Raw genomic sequence first — 15,669 nt, forward strand, 5'->3', positions numbered from 1 at the left:
TTGTCCCGTTCCTCTCGGCCCGGGTCGGTGTCCGTGTCGCTCTGACCTGGAATAAGTTACGCGAACATCTCCGAGAACACCAAATCGCCAGGTCAATGGCGGTTTCGGTGGCCCGGAGCCCTTCACAGGAGGGGTAGGAGGACCCCTCCATCGTGGTGCTCGTCGCGTCCGCTCACGGATCGTCCTACTTCTCGAGTAACGTTCACCGTTGAGCTGAGCGAGGAAGGGTGCCGTGACGTCGACGGGGAACATGGTGGGGTTGTTCGCCGGTATCGGCGGTCTGGAGCTCGGACTCGGGCGACACGGGTGGAACACCGAATTCCTCTGCGAGATCGAGCCGGGTGCTCAGGCAGTACTACGTACGCGCTTCCCCGACGTTCCGCTTCATCCGGACGTCACCCGTCTCCGGTCTCTCCCCCGCGATACGGAACTGGTCGCCGCAGGCTTCCCATGCCAGGACCTCTCCCAGGCCGGACGCACGGCCGGCATCACGGGATCGAAGTCCGGACTCGTCGACGAAGTGTTCCGTCTCGTGAAGCGTAAGAACGGCCCGCGCTGGCTCGTCGTCGAGAACGTTCCCTTCATGCTGCAGCTCGGCCGGGGTGCGGCGATGCGCCACATCACCGACGCTCTCGAGGAGCTCGGCTACATGTGGGCCTATCGCGTCGTCGATGCCCGCGCCTTCGGTCTCCCCCAGCGTCGGCACCGCGTCCTGATGGTTGCCTCTCGTACGGACGATCCCCGCACGGTGTTGTTCGGTCAGGACGCCGGCATGCCGATGGAGGGCAATCCCGATCTGTTCCCCTGCGGCTTCTATTGGACCGAGGGTGTGCGCGGTCTCGGATGGGCAGTCAACGCCGTGCCCACGCTCAAGGGCGGTTCGACGCTCGGTATCGCCAGCCCTCCGGCCGTGCGACTGCCGTCCGGTGAGATCGTCACCCCCGGCCTGACCGACGCGGAGAGACTCCAGGGCTTCGACGCCGATTGGACGGCTCCTGCCGTCGAGGCGCCCGGTGTCCGCGCCGGGCACCGGTGGCGTCTGGTCGGCAATGCGGTCAGCGTGCGGATGGCGTCGTGGGTGGGCCACCGTCTGAACAATCCCATCGCGTACAGCTCAGACCACGAGACCCCGCTGCTTCCGGGCGACACCTGGCCGACCGCCGCGTGGGGTGTCCGCGGACAGGCGTTCCGCGTGCACGAGTCGCAGTGGCCCGTCCAGGCTCCCTACGAAGACCTCGGCGGTTTCCTCCTCGACGCCCGTCTGCTGTCGGCGCGGGCGACGGCAGGATTCCTCCGACGCGCACGCTCCGGCAACCTGCGCTTCCTGCCCGGATTCCTCGAGGACGTCGAGAACCACCTCGAACGCATGGGTGGCTTCCCGCGAGTGGCAGCCTGAAAGACACCGTGATGGCGTCGTCGGATCGGCCCGGGACGGATCCGCGTACGAGTGCGCGGATGAGCCGGCAGCGCCGACGCGACACCGTTCCCGAAGTGGCGTTGCGCAAGGAACTGCATCGCCGGGGGCGGCGGTTCTTCGTCGACCGCGCTCCTCTGCCGGGTATGCGACGCCGGGCCGACCTCGTCTTCCCTCGTCGTCGGGTCGCGGTCTACGTGGACGGATGCTTCTGGCACAGCTGCCCGCAGCACGCGACGTTCCCGAAGAACAACGCCGAGTGGTGGGCGGCCAAGCTCGCCGCCAACGTGCAGCGCGATCGGGACACCGATGCGCGCCTGCAGGCCGCAGGCTGGACGGTGGTGCGGGTGTGGGAGCACGAGGACCCCGTCGTCGCCGCGACGCGCGTGGAGGATGCTCTGGCTGCTCCCCCGGAAACGGATGCAGGGCCGGCGCAGGGGTGATCCCCCGCACCGGCCCCTGGACCGATCCGATCAGCCCTTCGTGAGCTGTGCGTACCGGGCGACGTGCTGTTCGGCGGTGCCGAACTCGTACTCGATCGCGGTCAGTCGCTTGAAGTAGTGCCCGACGGCGAGTTCCTCCGTCATGCCCATGCCGCCGTGGAGCTGGACAGCGTTCTGGCCGACGAAGCGTGCCGCACGGCTGATCGTCGCCTTCGCGGCCGAGACCGCGCGTGCCCGCGTGGCGTCGTCGCTGTCGAGATGAAGAACGGCCAGGTAGGCGGCGGATACCGCCTGCTCGACCTCCATGTACATGTCGACCATGCGGTGCTGGAGTGCCTGGAAGCTGCCGATGGGCTGACCGAACTGCTGACGCTGCTTGGCGTACTCGACGGTGTCGGCGAGCACCTTGCGCATCAGACCCACGGCTTCGGAGGACACGGCGGCGGTCGCCTCGTCGATGCCGCGCGAGACGGACGGCCATGCGCTGCCCTCCTCGCCGAGCAGCGAGTCGGCGGGCAGTCGCAGACCCGAGAAGACGATGTCGGAGGCGCGTCGGTCGTCGATCGTGCGGTAGGAGTGGATCTCCACACCGGTCGGCGGGTTCGTGGGGTCGAAGTCGACGAGGAACAGCGAGATGCCGTCGGTGTCGGTGCGCTCGCCCGACGTGCGGGCGGTGACGAGCAGGTGCGTCGCGAGCGGAGCGCTGGTGACGACGGTCTTCTCACCGTCGACGACCCACTCGTCGCCCTCGCGACGCGCGGTGGTGGACACGTCGTGGAAGACGTATCCGGAGGTGGGCTCGGTCGCGGCGAACGCCGTGACGGCTTCACCGGCAGCGATCGCCTCGAGGACGGACCGGGCTCGATCGACCCCTGCACGACCGAGCAACCCGCCCCCGAGGACGACCGTGTCGACGTACGGTTCGATGACGAGTGCGTGCCCGAGTGCTTCGGACACCACCATCAACTCGACCGGTCCGCCGCCCATCCCCCCTACCTCTTCCGGAAGCGTGGCCCCGAGGATTCCGAGATCCTCGGCGAATGCCCGCCACACCTCCGGTTGCCAACCTTCGCCGGTGGTCGCGACCTTCCGGCTTTGCGCCAGGTCGTAGCGACCGGCGAGGAACTTGGTGACCGAATCACGAAGGAGCTCCTGCTCCTTGCTCAAACCGAAGTCCATCAGAGCCCCAATGCTGCTTTGGCGAGAATGTTTCGCTGGATCTCGTTGCTGCCGGCGTAGATCGACCCGGCACGGTCGTTGAAGTAACGCAGCGGCGCGACGGCCTGCCACTCCTCACCGCTGACGTAACCGTCGGCGGGCGGGACGTAGTCGGCCACCGGACCACCGGGCGCGGTGATGTGCGGCTGGTAGACCCGACCGCGCGGACCGGACGCCTCGAGGGTCAGCTGGGTGATCGTCTGGCTGAGTTCGGTGCCCAGGATCTTGAGCATCGACGACGCGGGACCGGGGTTCTTGCCCGCGGACAACGCTGCGAGAGTGCGGTATTCGAGGATCTCGAGTACCTCGGTGCGGATACGTGCCTCGGCGAGCTTGGCGGAGAACGCCGGATCGTCGATGAGCCTGCCACCCGACGGACCGGGCTGTTCGGCGGCCGCCTCGGCGATCCGCTCGGCCATGACCTGCAGGGCCGGCGCTGCCGCCGCTCCCCCGCGTTCGAAGACGAGCAGGTATTTCGCGACGGTCCAGCCGTCGTCGATCTTCCCGAGCACGTTCTTCTTCGGGACACGCACACCGTCGAAGAAGACCTGGTTCTGCACTTCCTCACCGGACGTCATGACCAGAGGGCGGATCTCGATGCCGGGCGAGGTCATGTCGATGAGCAGGAAGGTGATGCCCTGCTGCTTGCGACCGGTCTTCGACGTGCGCACGAGCGCGAACATCCAGTTCGCCTCGGTGGCGTGCGTGGTCCAGATCTTGCTGCCGGTGACGATCAGGTCGTCGCCGTCGTCGACCGCCGCCATGCTGAGCGACGCGAGGTCGGAGCCGGCCTCGGGCTCGGAGTAGCCCTGACAGAAGAAGACCTCACCTGTGAGGATCCGGGGCAGGAAGTAGCTCTTCTGTTCTTCGGTGCCGTAGGCGACGATCGCGTGCGCGACCATGCGGATGCCCATCGGCGACAGGTTCGGGGCGCCCGCGAGGATCGACTCGCGGCTGAAGATGTAGTGCTGCGTCTGCGTCCAGTCGCATCCGCCGTACTCGACCGGCCAGGCCGGCGCCGCCCAACCACGCTCATGGAGGATGCGCTGCCACTCCATGCTCGCTTCGTGGTCGGAGTACACGCTCGTCGCGAGTCGGCCGGCCCGCCGCAGTTCGGGCGTCAGCTTCTCCTCGAGAAACGATCGCACCTCGTCTCTGAAGGCGGCGTCGGCCTCTGACCACGCAAGTTCCATGTCTTCTCCCCGCAGAGCGCGACCGCCGCTGCCGGACCGTCGTGCGAATTGTCGTTAACTTTTCGAGAGTGGTACGAAATCTACTTCCGCCCCAGCGGGCTCGTCAATAGACGGATTTCACCTGCGGTACCGGCAGGATCTCCGACCGGGGACGCGAACGATCGAGTCCCCGACTCCAGGTGGAGGGTCAGCTCGAAACGAAGACGGAACGTTCACTCGTAGCGCAGGAACCGGGGACGGTGGCGTTTCACCTCATGACTGCGGTCACACACTCTGATAGAACCTTGTTCTTGAGAATGTAAACGTCACTCTCTCATCGTCGGCGGGCATCGAAAATTCGGAGGGCATTCGAGTGATTCCACGGCCTGCTCGTCTCGGACCACCTGATCTACCCGAAGGAGTTGAAGACCGTCTATCCCGGGCACGAGAGCGGCAAGCCGTTCTGGTCGCCGGAGACCGAGTGGCCCGACGCCTGGGTGCTCATCGGTGCGATGGCCGCCGTGACGAAGAATCTGCACTTCGGCAACAACGTCTACATCGTGCCGTCCCGTCCGATCCTCGAGGTTGCCAAGCAGGTGGGCACCGCCGCCACGATCGCCGGCGGTCGGGTCTCCATCGGACTTTCCGCGGGATGGATGCGCGAGGAGTTCGAACTGCTCGGCCAGGACTTCGACAACCGCGGACCCCGGCTGAACGAGATGATCCGGGCGCTCCGCGAACTGTGGAAGGGAGGATGGGTCTCGTTCCGGGGGCGAGTACTACGACATCCCCGAGATGACCATCGAACCCCGCCCGCCGAGCCCGGTACCGATCCTGTGCGGTGGTGAATCCGGACCGGCGCTCCGACGTGCCGCGCGCTACTGCGACGGCTGGGTCGGCACCGCCTACACGATCGACGTCGCCGAGCAGTGGATCGATCGCATCAACGGCTATCGCCGCGAGTACGGACGCGAGAACGAGCCCTTCGACTTCATCGTCGGCCTGCGCGACGAACCGTCCGTGGAGCTGTACCGGCGGGCGGAGAAGATCGGCATCACCGGCGTCATGGTGTCGCCGTGGGCGAACTGGGAGGTCACCCACTCGGGCGACCACGATCACCTCCTCGGCACCGCCGAGCAGTACCGCGCGCCGATCGAGGACTTCGCCGAGAGGACCATCACACAGCTCACGTGAGGGGCTGTGCAACAAGAAGATCCGGGAACGAGAAAACCCTCACCGGAAGTACCGGTGAGGGTTTTCGTGTGTGCGCCCGAAGGGATTCGAACCCCTAACCTTCTGATCCGTAGTCAGATGCTCTATCCGTTGAGCTACGGGCGCATGTGTATTCAATTGTCGTTGGTGACGCTACACCAACTGGCGGAGGCGAGAGGATTTGAACCTCCGGTCCCCGGTAAGGGGGACAACTCATTAGCAGTGAGTCCCATTCGGCCGCTCTGGCACGCCTCCTCGGGGATTCGATGCTCTCGAACCGCCGGATCGAAACATTACACATGCCCCGAGGGGAAACGCAAAACGCCTGGTCAGAGGCGTGTAGATGGACGGTCTCCCCCATCCTGCCGACCGGCGGTCACACGACGAGGCGCATAATCGGCTCGTGACTCCACGGACCCGCCCCGACCTCGAATCGATCCCCGCCTACGTTCCGGGCCGCTCGTTCCCCGGTGCGGTGAAGCTCGCCAGCAACGAGACGACCATCGGCCCGCTCCCCAGCGTCCGGGAGGCGATCGCCGACGCTGCCGCCGGCCTCAACCGCTACCCCGACAACGGTGCGACCGAGCTCGTCGCGGCACTGTCGGAGCGACTCGGCGTCCCGACCGAGCAGATCGCCGTGGGCTGCGGATCGGTGAGCCTGTGCCAGGAGCTCGTGCAGATCACGTGCGATGCGGGCGACGAGGTGATCTTCGCGTGGCGGTCGTTCGAGGCGTACCCGATCATCGCGGCCGTCGCCGGCGCGACCGCCGTGCGCGTCCCGAACACCGCGGATCACGGGCACGACCTGAAGGCCATGCTCGCCGCGATCACCGACCGCACGCGCCTGATCTTCGTGTGCAATCCCAACAACCCCACAGGATCGCTGCTGGGCAAGGAGGAGCTCGCACAGTTCCTCGACGCCGTCCCCCAGCACATTGTCGTCGCCCTCGACGAGGCGTACTTCGAGTACGTCCGCCCCGAGCCCGGTGAGGATCTGGCCGACGGTCTCGAGCTCGCGGAGGGTCGCAGCAACGTCGTCGTGCTCCGCACCTTCTCCAAGGCCTACGGTCTCGCCGGTATCCGCGTCGGATACGCGGTCGCCGACCCGTCCGTCGTGACGGCGCTGAGCAAGGTCCACACCCCGTTCTCCGTGAACTCGCTCGCCCAGACGGCTGCCGTGGCCTCGCTCGCCGCCGCGACCGAGTTGCTCGCGCGCACCGAGGGCGTCGTCGCCGAGCGGGAACGGGTCCACGCGGCACTCGTCGAGGCCGGCTACGAGGTGCCCACGAGTGCCGCGAACTTCCTCTGGCTGCCGCTGGGTGAACGCTCCGCCGCGTTCTCCGAAGCCGCAGCGGAGACAGGCGTGGTGCTCCGCAACTTCACGGGCGAGGGCACCCGGGTGACGATCGGCGACCCGCACGAGAACGATCTGTTCCTCGACTTCGCGACCGGGCAGGGACGGGCACTCGCCGGCATCGGCTGATCCTGTGACGAGACCCAACCGTTATGGCTGGGTATCGGTGGCGTGATCCGGCCCTGACAGACTCGGGCGGTCGGATCGGGCCGGGGTCGGAGGAACTGCATGGGGGCAGGCAAGGTGCGGCGCGCCCTGTCGGCCTGCGCAGTCGTCGGCTCACTGGTCGCCTTCGGTGGTGCGGCACCTGCCGGCGCTGCACCGTCGAGCACCGCCCCCTCGAACACCGTCCCGCTCCGGGTGATCGCATTCGGCGACCTGCACGGAAATCTGCTGCCCCCGCAGGGACTGCACGGCGAGGTCGTCCGGTCGGACGACGTCTCGGTCCCCGCGGGCGGTGCGGCCTATCTCGCCGCCTACGTCCGCCAGCTCCGGGAGCAGGCCGACAACTCCGTGCTCTACGCCGTGGGCGACACGTGGGGTTCGTCGCCGCTCGAGTCGGGCCTGTTCCACGACGAGCCGACCATCGCTCTGCTCGACGAACTCGATCTCACCGCCGCGACCCTCGGCAACCACGAACTCGACCGCGGCTACGCCGAATTCGAGCGGCTCCGGGACGGCGGTTGTCACCCGAAGGAAGGGTGCCTCTACACCGAGCCGTTCGAGGGCGCGAACTTCCCGATTCTCGGCGCCAACCTCACCACGTCGGACGGCACACCGGCCGCACTCCCCTACAGCATCGACTACGTCGACGGCCTGCCCGTCGGGGTCATCGGCGTCGTGCCGAGCAACACCCCCGACATGATCCGGCCCGATGCGATCGCGGGATTGCGGTTCGAGGACGAGATCGCCGCGGTCAATCGCACCGCCGACATCCTCGGCGCGCTCGGCGTCCGCTCGATCGTGGTGCTCTACAAGGGCGACATCGGAGCCATCGACGGCGACGATCCGTGCCCGAGCGGGGACGGCGGGGCGGCGGCGATCGCGACGTCCGTCTCCCCCGAGGTGGACCTCATCGTCACCTCCGACGGCGACCGGCACTTCAACTGCACGTACACCGACCCGGCGGGCAGGCCGCGAACCGTCGTGCAGGGCGCCTCGCACGGGCGCATCCTCTCCGTCGCCGATCTGGTCATCGACCGACAGAGCCGAGAGGTGCTGCGCGACCGGACCGTCGTCTTCACGCAGGTCGTCACGCACGACATCGACCCGGATCCGACCACCCTCGAGTTCGTCGACCGGGCGGTCGAGAAGTCGGCGGTGGTCGCGAACCGGTCCATCGCCCGCATCGGTGCCGACGTCACGCGCAGCGAGAGCCCGAGCGGAGAGTCTGCGTTGGGCAATCTGGTGGCCGACGCACAACTCGCCGCGACGCGGCATCTCGGGGCGCAGATCGCCCTGATGAACCCCGGCGGACTCCGCGGCGACCTCCTCGCCGGCGACGGCACCGTCTCGTACCGCGAGACCTACGCCGTGCAGCCCTTCGGGAACATGCTGCAGGTACTCGACCTCACCGGAGCCCAACTCGACGTGCTGCTCGAGCAGCAGTTCCAGGACGGCCCGGTCGGCTCGGAGATCGAACGCATCCTGGCGCCGTCGCACAATCTCACCTACACGCTCGACCGCCTGGCGCCGCGCGGCGAACGGATCCGCTCGATCACGATCGACGGCGAGGCCGTCGACCCCGAGCGCGTGTACAAGGTCGTGATGAACAACTTCCTGGCCGGTGGCGGAGACGGTTTCACCGTGTGCACGGAAGCACACGGGCTGGTCGGCGCGGGCAAGGATCTCGACGCCCTCAACAGTTATCTGGCGACCCGCTCACGAGTGGAGCCGCCGGCGGTCGACCGCATCCGCCTGCACTGAGACGGTGCCGTCGATGCGCGGTCAGCGGAGTCCGAGGGCGTCCGCGAGGGTCGGCCACGCGGCCTTGATGTCGTCCTGCCAGTAACTCCACGAATGCGTGCCCCACGGGCGGTAGACGACCTGCGCGGGGATGCCGAGTTCGCGGAGGCGACGGTCGTAGGTGACGGTGCACACGAAGGTGCCGATCTCGAGCGGCGCGCCGACGGTGAGCACGTCCTGGCCGGCGCCGAGATCGTGCGGGCCGAGCAGGCCGTTGCCGGTGCTGAGGAAGACCTCCTTGCCGCGCAATTTCTCGGCGAGCAGGTAGGAGTCGTGCTCCTCCCACCGGGTGTCCTCGGGCGGTCCCCACATGTTGTCGGGATTACCGCCCTTGTACGCGACGGTTCCGCGGACGGTGTCGCGGGAGCGGTCGCTGGAGGTGTCGTAGCAGCCGCTGAGCGCCGCGACGCCCTGGTAGAGGTCGGGATTGCGGGTGATCAGGGACATCGCGCCGGTGGCGCCCATCGACAGGCCCGCGACGGCGTTGACGCCGTTGCCGTCGAATTCGGCGTCGATCAGCGGGGGTAGTTCCTCCGTCAGGAAGGTCTCCCACTTGTTGACGCCGAGGACGGGGTCAGGGTTGTTCCAGTCGGTGTAGTAGCTCGCGGTGCCACCGACGGGAAGGACGACGTTGGTGTTCTTGCCGGCGAAGAACTCCTCGATGTCGGTGCGCTGCGTCCACGTGCTTTCGCGGAACTCGGACTCCTCGCCGGCGCTGACACCGTCGAGCAGATAGAGGGTGGGACGCGGCCCCGCCGAGGCCGGGTGCAGCACCTGCACCGGCACGATCCGGTTCATCGCGGCCGAGTGGACGAACAGCTTCGTCTGCCTGTCGCCGACGCGCTCGACGCGGTCGATCCTGGCCGACGCCGGTTGCATGTGGGGCGGCTGGGCATGGGTCGGTCGGGCATGGGCGACCGCCGTGCCGCAGACCGGCACCATCAGGGCCACTGCCACAGCCGCCGCAAGTCTCTTCACCATCGAACTCCCCGTCCCCCGACGACCTGCAGTGATCTCACAGTCACTACCTGTACCCGGTCAAGCGGACCTGCACGCGACCCTAATACTCACCCTCCGATTCGTGACGAATAGGAGGATGTACGGCCGCGTCGCCCCCACCCGATGGCGGGAGCGACGCGTGGGAGCCGAGTCGGTCAGCGGAGGTGGTGCACCTCCTGCAGCCCGTAGACCGGGGTCGGGATGCCCTCGTAGCGCGCCTTGAGCTGTAGCGCCAGGTAGAGCGAGTAGTGCCGCGACTGGTGCAGGTTGCCGCCGTGGAACCACAGACCGTCCTGCTGTGTGGGCTTCCACATGTTGCGCTGCTCACCCTCCCAGGGGCCGGGGTCCTTGGTCGTGTCGGAGCCCAGACCCCAGCACTTGCCCACCTTGTCCGCGACCTCCTGCGAGATCAGGTCGGCGACCCAGCCGTTCATCGAGCCGTAGCCGGTCGCGTAGACGACGAGATCGGCTTCGAGTTCGGTGCCGTCCTCGAGGATCACCGACGTCTCGGTGAGTTCGCGGACATTGCCGTGGGCGAGCTTGATGTCGCCGTTCGCGACGAGTTCCGAGGCGCCGACGTCGATGTAGTAGCCGGATGCGCGACGCAGGTACTTCATGAACAGACCCGAGCCGTCGTCGCCCCAGTCGTGCTGGAAGCCCGCCTTCTCGAGCCGGTCGTAGAACTCGACGTCGCGCTCGCGGATCTTCTCGTAGATCGGGATCTGGAACTCGTGCATGATCCGGTACGGCAGGGACGCGAAGGTCAGGTCGGCCTTCTGGGTCGTGACACCGGCGGCGAGGGCCCGCTCGGAGTACAGGTCGCCGAGGCCGAGGTCCATCAGCGAATCGGACCGGACGATGTGGGTCGACGAACGCTGCACCATGGTGACGTCGGCGCCGACCTCCCAGAGGGCACCGCAGATGTCGTGCGCACTGTTGTTGGCACCGATCACGACGGCCTTCTTGCCGGCATAGGCGTCCGGGCCCGGATGGGCGCTGGAGTGGTGCTGTTCGCCGCGGAACAGGTCCATTCCGGGGAAGTCGGGAATGTTCGGCTTACCCGACATGCCGGTCGCGATGACGAGCTGCTTGGGCCGGAGGACCACCGGTTCGCCGTCGCGCACGACATCGACGGTCCATTCGCCCGTCGCCTCGTCGTAGCTCGCCGAGGTGCATTCCGACTTCGACCAGTACGGAACTTCCATCACCTTCGTGTACATCTCGAGCCAGTCCGCGATCTTGTCCTTGGGCGCGAAGACCGGCCAGTTGTCGGGGAACGGCATGTACGGCAGGTGGTCGTACCAGACGGGATCGTGCAGACACAGCGACTTGTAGCGGCCGCGCCACTGGTCGCCGGGACGGTCGTACTTGTCGAGCACGATCGCGGGAACACCGAGCTGACGCATGCGCGCACCGAGCGCGATACCGCCCTGACCACCACCGATGATCACGACGTAGGGCTGACGGGTGTAACCGAGTTCGCGTTCCTCGATCTCGCGCTGCTCCGACCACGTGACGCGGTGCTTGTCGGCGCCGTGCTTCGTGCCGCGGGGACGACGCGTGCCCTTGTTCTCCTCGTAACCCTTCAGCTCCTGCATCGTGGTCAGCAACGTGAAGGCGCGGTCCTCGCCGCTCTCCTCGTCGCGCTTCAGACGCAGATGGCCGACGCCGCGACCGACCGCGGTCTCGAACGCGATCCAGGCGCTGAGCACTCCGTCGTCGTCGCTCGCTGGTTCGGTGGTGCGGAAGCCGCTCGGGTCGGTGTCGGCGAGTCGCGCGTGCAGCATGTCCGAGACACCTTCGCGTCCCTCGACGGTCTTGAGGTTCCAGGTGAAGGCGACCAGGTCGCGCCAGAAGGAATCGGTGCCGAACAGGCCCGCAGCCGCGTCGATGTCGCGCTGCGCGAGGGCGGTTTCGAAAGCCTGCAACCAGGCGTCGACGCGTTCGTCGGGCGTCGCGGTGCCGGAGGTCGTGGGCTTGTCGAGGGTGTCGGTCATGGTGAGTCCTTTCCCGTGGTGATGTGATCCAGGACACTCCCCGCGACCGCTCCCCCACAAGCGTTGCGTCACGTTGCACGGCGTCCGATTTGTGGCGCAGCACACATTTGCCACCTATGCTCCGAGGACGACGACGAAGAGGAGACCGTGACCACGTTCAGCGCGATCGCGCCCGGCACCGACCTGTCGCGCTACGCGCGCGAGTTGACGCGGATGCACGACGCGGTCATCGGCGGCGCCCGGTCACCCATGCGACCCCGCCCGCTCGTGTCCCGCTCGTGGCAGCGCGTGCTCGACGCGGGCCTCGATCCCACCGGCACCAACGAACGCAGCCGGCTGCCCGCTGCGGAGGTCGAGCGACGTCGCCGTGCATCCGCCCTCTCCGCGGTGATCGGCGATCTCAAGCAGGTCATCACACCTGTCGCCGACGCCTCGCATCTGCTGCTGGTGGTGACCGACGCCGACGGCGTGATCCTCTGGCGCAGCGGTTCGGCACCGATCCGTTCGCGCGCCGACACCCTCGGTTTCCAGGAGGGCACGGTGTGGACCGAATCGACGGTCGGCACCAATGCCATCGGCACGGCGCTCGCGGAGGCCGCGCCCGTCCAGTTGTTCTCGGGTGAGCACTTCGAGACGACCCAGCACCCCTGGTACTGCACCGCCGCGCCGATCCACGATCCGATCCGCGGCGACCTGCTGGGCATCGTCGACGTCAGCGGCCCCGCGCTGACCCTGCACCCGGCCATCATCGCCCTCGTCGACACCGCCGTCCGGCTCGCCGAAGCGCAACTGTGGCGGCGGCACGAGGTGCGGCTCGAACGGCTGCGCACCGAGGCCGCTCCGTTGCTGTCGTCGACGCGTGGACCCGTGCTGCTCGTCGACGAGGACGGCTGGGTCGCGCACGCCTCCGGTATCGCCGCCGAGCGGGTCGCGGTTCCGCGGCACGCACGCCCGCTGACCGTTCCCGGTATGGGACTGTGTGTGCCCGAGCGCCTTTCGCACGGCTGGCTGATCCGCGGCGCGGCATCGCCGTCGCGCATGCGGATGGTGCTGCACGTGTCGTCGTCGCCCACGGTGGAGGTGTTCGGGGACGACGACTCCTGGCGTAGCATCGTCACCGCACGTCAGGCCGAGATCCTGTTGTTGCTGCACGAGCGCGGCCCGGACGGCATGACGGTCGCAGCGCTCAGCCGGGCCCTCTACGGGGACGACGACCACGCCGTGTCGGTCCGCGCCGAGGTGTCGCGACTGCGACGCGCGATCGGGGACGTGATCGAGAGCAAGCCCTACCGGCTCGCCACCACCGTCGACCTGTCGCTGGATCTCGGTGCGGACGAACGCCTCGCCGACTCCGAATTCGTCCGCCGCTCCGGAGCGCCGGGGGTGCGGGCGCTCGGCGTCTCCCACTGACACGGCCGGGGCATGTTTCCGCCCCTCGGGGACCGGGAACGCACCAGTGAACCCGAGTCGTCGAACATGCTGGAGACACAATGACCGTTCTCGTCGTCACGGACAGTCCCGAAGGTCCGACCCAGAAGATCGCCCGGCTCGTCGCCGACGCGTTGGGAGAGCGGGACATCGACGTCACCGTCGGTGACACCTCCGATCTCGAGCGGTCGGAGGAGTTCGAGGGCGTCGTCTTCGGAGGCGAGGTCGACGCCGGCGAGTACTCGCCCGACACCGTTGAACTGTTGTCGTCACGGGCCTCCGGGCTGAGTCAGCAGCTCGTGTGGTTGTTCGCGGTGGGCGACGAAAGCGCGGAGGACACACCGGATCTGGTGTCCGAACTCGCTGCGCTCGACTACCGGTCGTTCGGTCCGTCGGCGGGTGAGGACGAAGTGCGGTCGTGGGCCGCCTTCATCGCCGACGAGATCGACGGACACAGCTGAACCCGCACGTTCCCCCGAGCGAAGGGCCACCATGCTCCACACGGATGTCGCGCCGGGCGTGCATCGCCTCGCGCACGCCGACGTCAACGTCTACCTGATCGAGGACGACGCCGGAGTGACCGTCGTCGATACGGGACTGCCCGCGACGGCCGGTCGCATCGAAGAGGCGATCTCACGCATCGGTCGTCGGATCGACGACGTGCAGGGAGTCGTCCTCACGCACGCCCACTTCGATCACGTCGGGTCCGCGAAGCGGCTGCGTGAACGGTGGCGGGTGCCGGTATGGGCGCATCGCGACGAGAAGTTCCTCGCCGCCCACCCCTATCGCTACCAGCACGAACGCAACCGGCTGCGCTATCCCGTCCGATATCCCGCCTGCATCCCCGTGCTCGCCCGGATGACCGTGGCCGGTGCGCTGTGGGTGCGCGGGGTCGACGATGTGACGCTCTTCCACGACTCCGAACCGCTCGACCTGCCGGGCCGCCCCGTCCCCCTGCACACCCCCGGCCACACCTACGGGCACTGCGCGCTACATCTCCCGGACCGCGACACCGTGATCGTCGGCGACGCCATCGTCACCCTCGATCCGTACACGGGCAGGCACGGTCCGCAGATCGTCTCGGGTGCGGCGACCGCCGACAGCAGGACGGCCCTCGCCTCGCTGGCGGCCATCGCCGGCACCGGCGCGAAGCACGTCCTCGTCGGCCACGGTGAACCCTGGCACGACGGTGCGGCCGCGGCCGTGGAACGAGCGGTGGCCGCCGGACCGAGCTGACAGATGTGATCGGTCCACGGGAACCGGGGACATGCCCGCACGGCGCGGGCACACTGGCCGCATGAATGCTCTCGGTGCCACTCTTCTGACCGGCGTCGCCGACCCGAAGCTCGAGGCCTTCTCACGGTTCGACGGCAGCTGGGATCTGCAGTGGAGCCGCCCCGGGGACGAGGAGGCACCCGCGTCGTTCCGCGGAGAACTGCACTTCGGCACCGTGCTCGGCGGGCGCGCGATCCAGGATGTGTGGATCGTCCCGGCCGGCGGTCCGCAATCCACCGAGGACGAGCGTTATGCGTTCCACGGCACCACGATCCGGTTCTTCGACGACGGGATCGGCGCCTGGCGTTCCACCTGGATCGAACCGATCCACGGGCGCGTCCGCAAGTTCGTCGGACGACCGTCCGGCGACGAGATGCACCTGATCAGCACCGACGGCGACCCGTTCCTCCGGTGGCGGTTCACGGAGGTGGGTGCGGATCACTTCGTCTGGCTCGGCGAGTACTCCGTCGACGAGGGGCGCACCTGGATCCTCGAGGAGAAGATGGTCGCGACCCGGCGGTAGAAACGAGAAGAGGCTCCGACTCCCTGACGGGTGCCGGAACCTCTTCCGTGGCGGAAGCGGAGGGATTTGAACCCCCGTTGGTGTTACCCAAGCTCGCTTTCAAGGCGAGTGCATTCGGCCGCTCTGCCACGCTTCCGTGGCAGATCCTAACCGCTCCGCGCAAGCAGGGCCTAACCGATTCGCGACCTCAACGGTCGGCCAGAGTGTGCTCGACGCGCGCGAAGACCCGCGCCAGCATGTCGAGCTCGTCGGCCGACAGCAGGTCGATGAGGTAGTTGCGCACGTCGTCGACGTGGGTGGGGGCGGCCTCCGCCAGGCGCCGCCGGCCCTCCTCGGTGATGGTGGCGAGCACACCGCGACCGTCGTCGGGGCACGAGCTGCGCACGACCATCTTCTCCTGCTCCATCCGCCGGATCTGATGGGTGAGACGGCTGCGCGAGGACAGCACGCCGTCGGCGAGGTCGCTCATGCGCAGGGCACCGTCGGGGGCTTCGGAGAGCATGACCAGGATCCGATATTCCGCCAGCGACAGGTCGTGTCGATCGTTGAGGGACCGACTGAGGGCGCTCATGAGACGGTTGTTGCCGTCCATGTAGAGCCGCCAGGCCTCCTGCTCCTTTGCCGTCAACCACTTGGGTTCGTCTCGTTCGCTGGTCACGCCGGGAGTGT

13 protein-coding genes, 3 tRNA genes and 1 pseudogene are annotated in these 15,669 nt (G+C 67.7%); 9 read left to right on the top strand and 8 right to left on the bottom strand.

The features are described 5' to 3' along the window. Nucleotides 1-250 precede the first annotated feature (250 nt). Together ACLBYD_RS00005 and ACLBYD_RS00010 are read left to right on the top strand one after the other, a co-directional pair. Nucleotides 251-1,396 (top strand): DNA cytosine methyltransferase, encoded by a 1,146-nt coding sequence (locus ACLBYD_RS00005; protein WP_447815339.1) that lies wholly within the window; start codon nucleotides 251-253, stop codon nucleotides 1,394-1,396. Between the two features lie 11 nt (nucleotides 1,397-1,407). Next, nucleotides 1,408-1,857 (top strand): very short patch repair endonuclease, encoded by a 450-nt coding sequence (locus ACLBYD_RS00010; RefSeq protein WP_267499185.1) that lies wholly within the window; start codon nucleotides 1,408-1,410, stop codon nucleotides 1,855-1,857. 30 nt (nucleotides 1,858-1,887) lie between these two features. On the opposite strand, the gene ACLBYD_RS00015 is transcribed toward ACLBYD_RS00010, so the two are convergent. Continuing rightward, the gene (locus tag ACLBYD_RS00015; protein ID WP_447814914.1) at nucleotides 1,888-3,036 is read right to left on the bottom strand and encodes an acyl-CoA dehydrogenase family protein; all 1,149 of its coding nucleotides are present in this window, start codon (nucleotides 3,034-3,036) and stop codon (nucleotides 1,888-1,890) included. Further along, nucleotides 3,036-4,268, bottom strand: a complete 1,233-nt coding sequence (locus ACLBYD_RS00020) for an acyl-CoA dehydrogenase family protein (RefSeq protein WP_447814915.1) — start codon at nucleotides 4,266-4,268, stop codon at nucleotides 3,036-3,038. The genes ACLBYD_RS00015 and ACLBYD_RS00020 overlap by 1 nt, the downstream gene beginning before the upstream one ends. A gap of 491 nt (nucleotides 4,269-4,759) precedes the next feature. Here ACLBYD_RS00020 and ACLBYD_RS00025 point away from each other — a divergent pair. Next, nucleotides 4,760-5,441, top strand: a pseudogene (locus tag ACLBYD_RS00025) (LLM class flavin-dependent oxidoreductase). Between the two features lie 71 nt (nucleotides 5,442-5,512). On the opposite strand, the gene ACLBYD_RS00030 reads toward ACLBYD_RS00025, so the two are convergent. Both ACLBYD_RS00030 and ACLBYD_RS00035 read right to left on the bottom strand, forming a co-directional pair. Continuing rightward, a tRNA-Arg gene (locus ACLBYD_RS00030) sits at nucleotides 5,513-5,585 on the bottom strand. Nucleotides 5,586-5,622: 37 nt separating this feature from the next. Then, nucleotides 5,623-5,714 (bottom strand) — tRNA-Ser (locus tag ACLBYD_RS00035). Nucleotides 5,715-5,862: 148 nt separating this feature from the next. On the opposite strand from ACLBYD_RS00035, the gene hisC reads away from it, so the two are divergent. Together hisC and ACLBYD_RS00045 are read left to right on the top strand one after the other, a co-directional pair. Further along, the gene (gene hisC, locus ACLBYD_RS00040) at nucleotides 5,863-6,942 is read left to right on the top strand and encodes a histidinol-phosphate transaminase (RefSeq protein WP_447814916.1); all 1,080 of its coding nucleotides are present in this window, start codon (nucleotides 5,863-5,865) and stop codon (nucleotides 6,940-6,942) included. Between the two features lie 99 nt (nucleotides 6,943-7,041). Next, nucleotides 7,042-8,739 (top strand): bifunctional metallophosphatase/5'-nucleotidase, encoded by a 1,698-nt coding sequence (locus ACLBYD_RS00045; RefSeq protein WP_447814917.1) that lies wholly within the window; start codon nucleotides 7,042-7,044, stop codon nucleotides 8,737-8,739. Between the two features lie 21 nt (nucleotides 8,740-8,760). On the opposite strand, the gene ACLBYD_RS00050 is transcribed toward ACLBYD_RS00045, so the two are convergent. Next, nucleotides 8,761-9,759, bottom strand: coding sequence for an alpha/beta hydrolase (locus ACLBYD_RS00050; RefSeq protein ID WP_447814918.1), 999 nt, complete (start codon nucleotides 9,757-9,759; stop codon nucleotides 8,761-8,763). Nucleotides 9,760-9,932: 173 nt separating this feature from the next. Beyond that, nucleotides 9,933-11,774, bottom strand: a complete 1,842-nt coding sequence (locus ACLBYD_RS00055; protein WP_447814919.1) for an NAD(P)-binding domain-containing protein — start codon at nucleotides 11,772-11,774, stop codon at nucleotides 9,933-9,935. A gap of 147 nt (nucleotides 11,775-11,921) precedes the next feature. Between ACLBYD_RS00055 and ACLBYD_RS00060 the strand changes: the two genes are divergently transcribed. The 4 genes from ACLBYD_RS00060 to ACLBYD_RS00075 all read left to right on the top strand — a co-directional run bounded on the left by ACLBYD_RS00060 (nucleotide 11,922) and on the right by ACLBYD_RS00075 (nucleotide 15,000). Beyond that, entirely contained in the window at nucleotides 11,922-13,184 is a 1,263-nt protein-coding gene (locus ACLBYD_RS00060) for a GAF domain-containing protein (protein WP_447814920.1), read from the top strand. 80 nt (nucleotides 13,185-13,264) lie between these two features. Next, nucleotides 13,265-13,663 carry a flavodoxin domain-containing protein gene (locus ACLBYD_RS00065; protein WP_060652227.1) on the top strand — a complete coding sequence of 133 codons (399 nt, stop codon included), beginning with the start codon at nucleotides 13,265-13,267 and terminating at the stop codon, nucleotides 13,661-13,663. Nucleotides 13,664-13,694: 31 nt separating this feature from the next. Further along, nucleotides 13,695-14,438 (top strand): MBL fold metallo-hydrolase, encoded by a 744-nt coding sequence (locus tag ACLBYD_RS00070; RefSeq protein WP_447814921.1) that lies wholly within the window; start codon nucleotides 13,695-13,697, stop codon nucleotides 14,436-14,438. A 61-nt stretch (nucleotides 14,439-14,499) separates the two neighbouring features. Continuing rightward, nucleotides 14,500-15,000 (top strand): hypothetical protein, encoded by a 501-nt coding sequence (locus tag ACLBYD_RS00075; RefSeq protein WP_447814922.1) that lies wholly within the window; start codon nucleotides 14,500-14,502, stop codon nucleotides 14,998-15,000. 48 nt (nucleotides 15,001-15,048) lie between these two features. On the opposite strand, the gene ACLBYD_RS00080 is transcribed toward ACLBYD_RS00075, so the two are convergent. Together ACLBYD_RS00080 and ACLBYD_RS00085 are read right to left on the bottom strand one after the other, a co-directional pair. Next, nucleotides 15,049-15,136: transfer RNA gene (locus ACLBYD_RS00080), tRNA-Ser, on the bottom strand. A 51-nt stretch (nucleotides 15,137-15,187) separates the two neighbouring features. Next, nucleotides 15,188-15,658: a MarR family winged helix-turn-helix transcriptional regulator gene (locus ACLBYD_RS00085; protein WP_060652229.1), complete on the bottom strand. Its 471-nt coding sequence runs from the start codon at nucleotides 15,656-15,658 to the stop codon at nucleotides 15,188-15,190. Between the last annotated feature and the right edge of the window lie 11 nt (nucleotides 15,659-15,669).

It is taken from the genome of Rhodococcus sp. C26F (assembly GCF_053345925.1).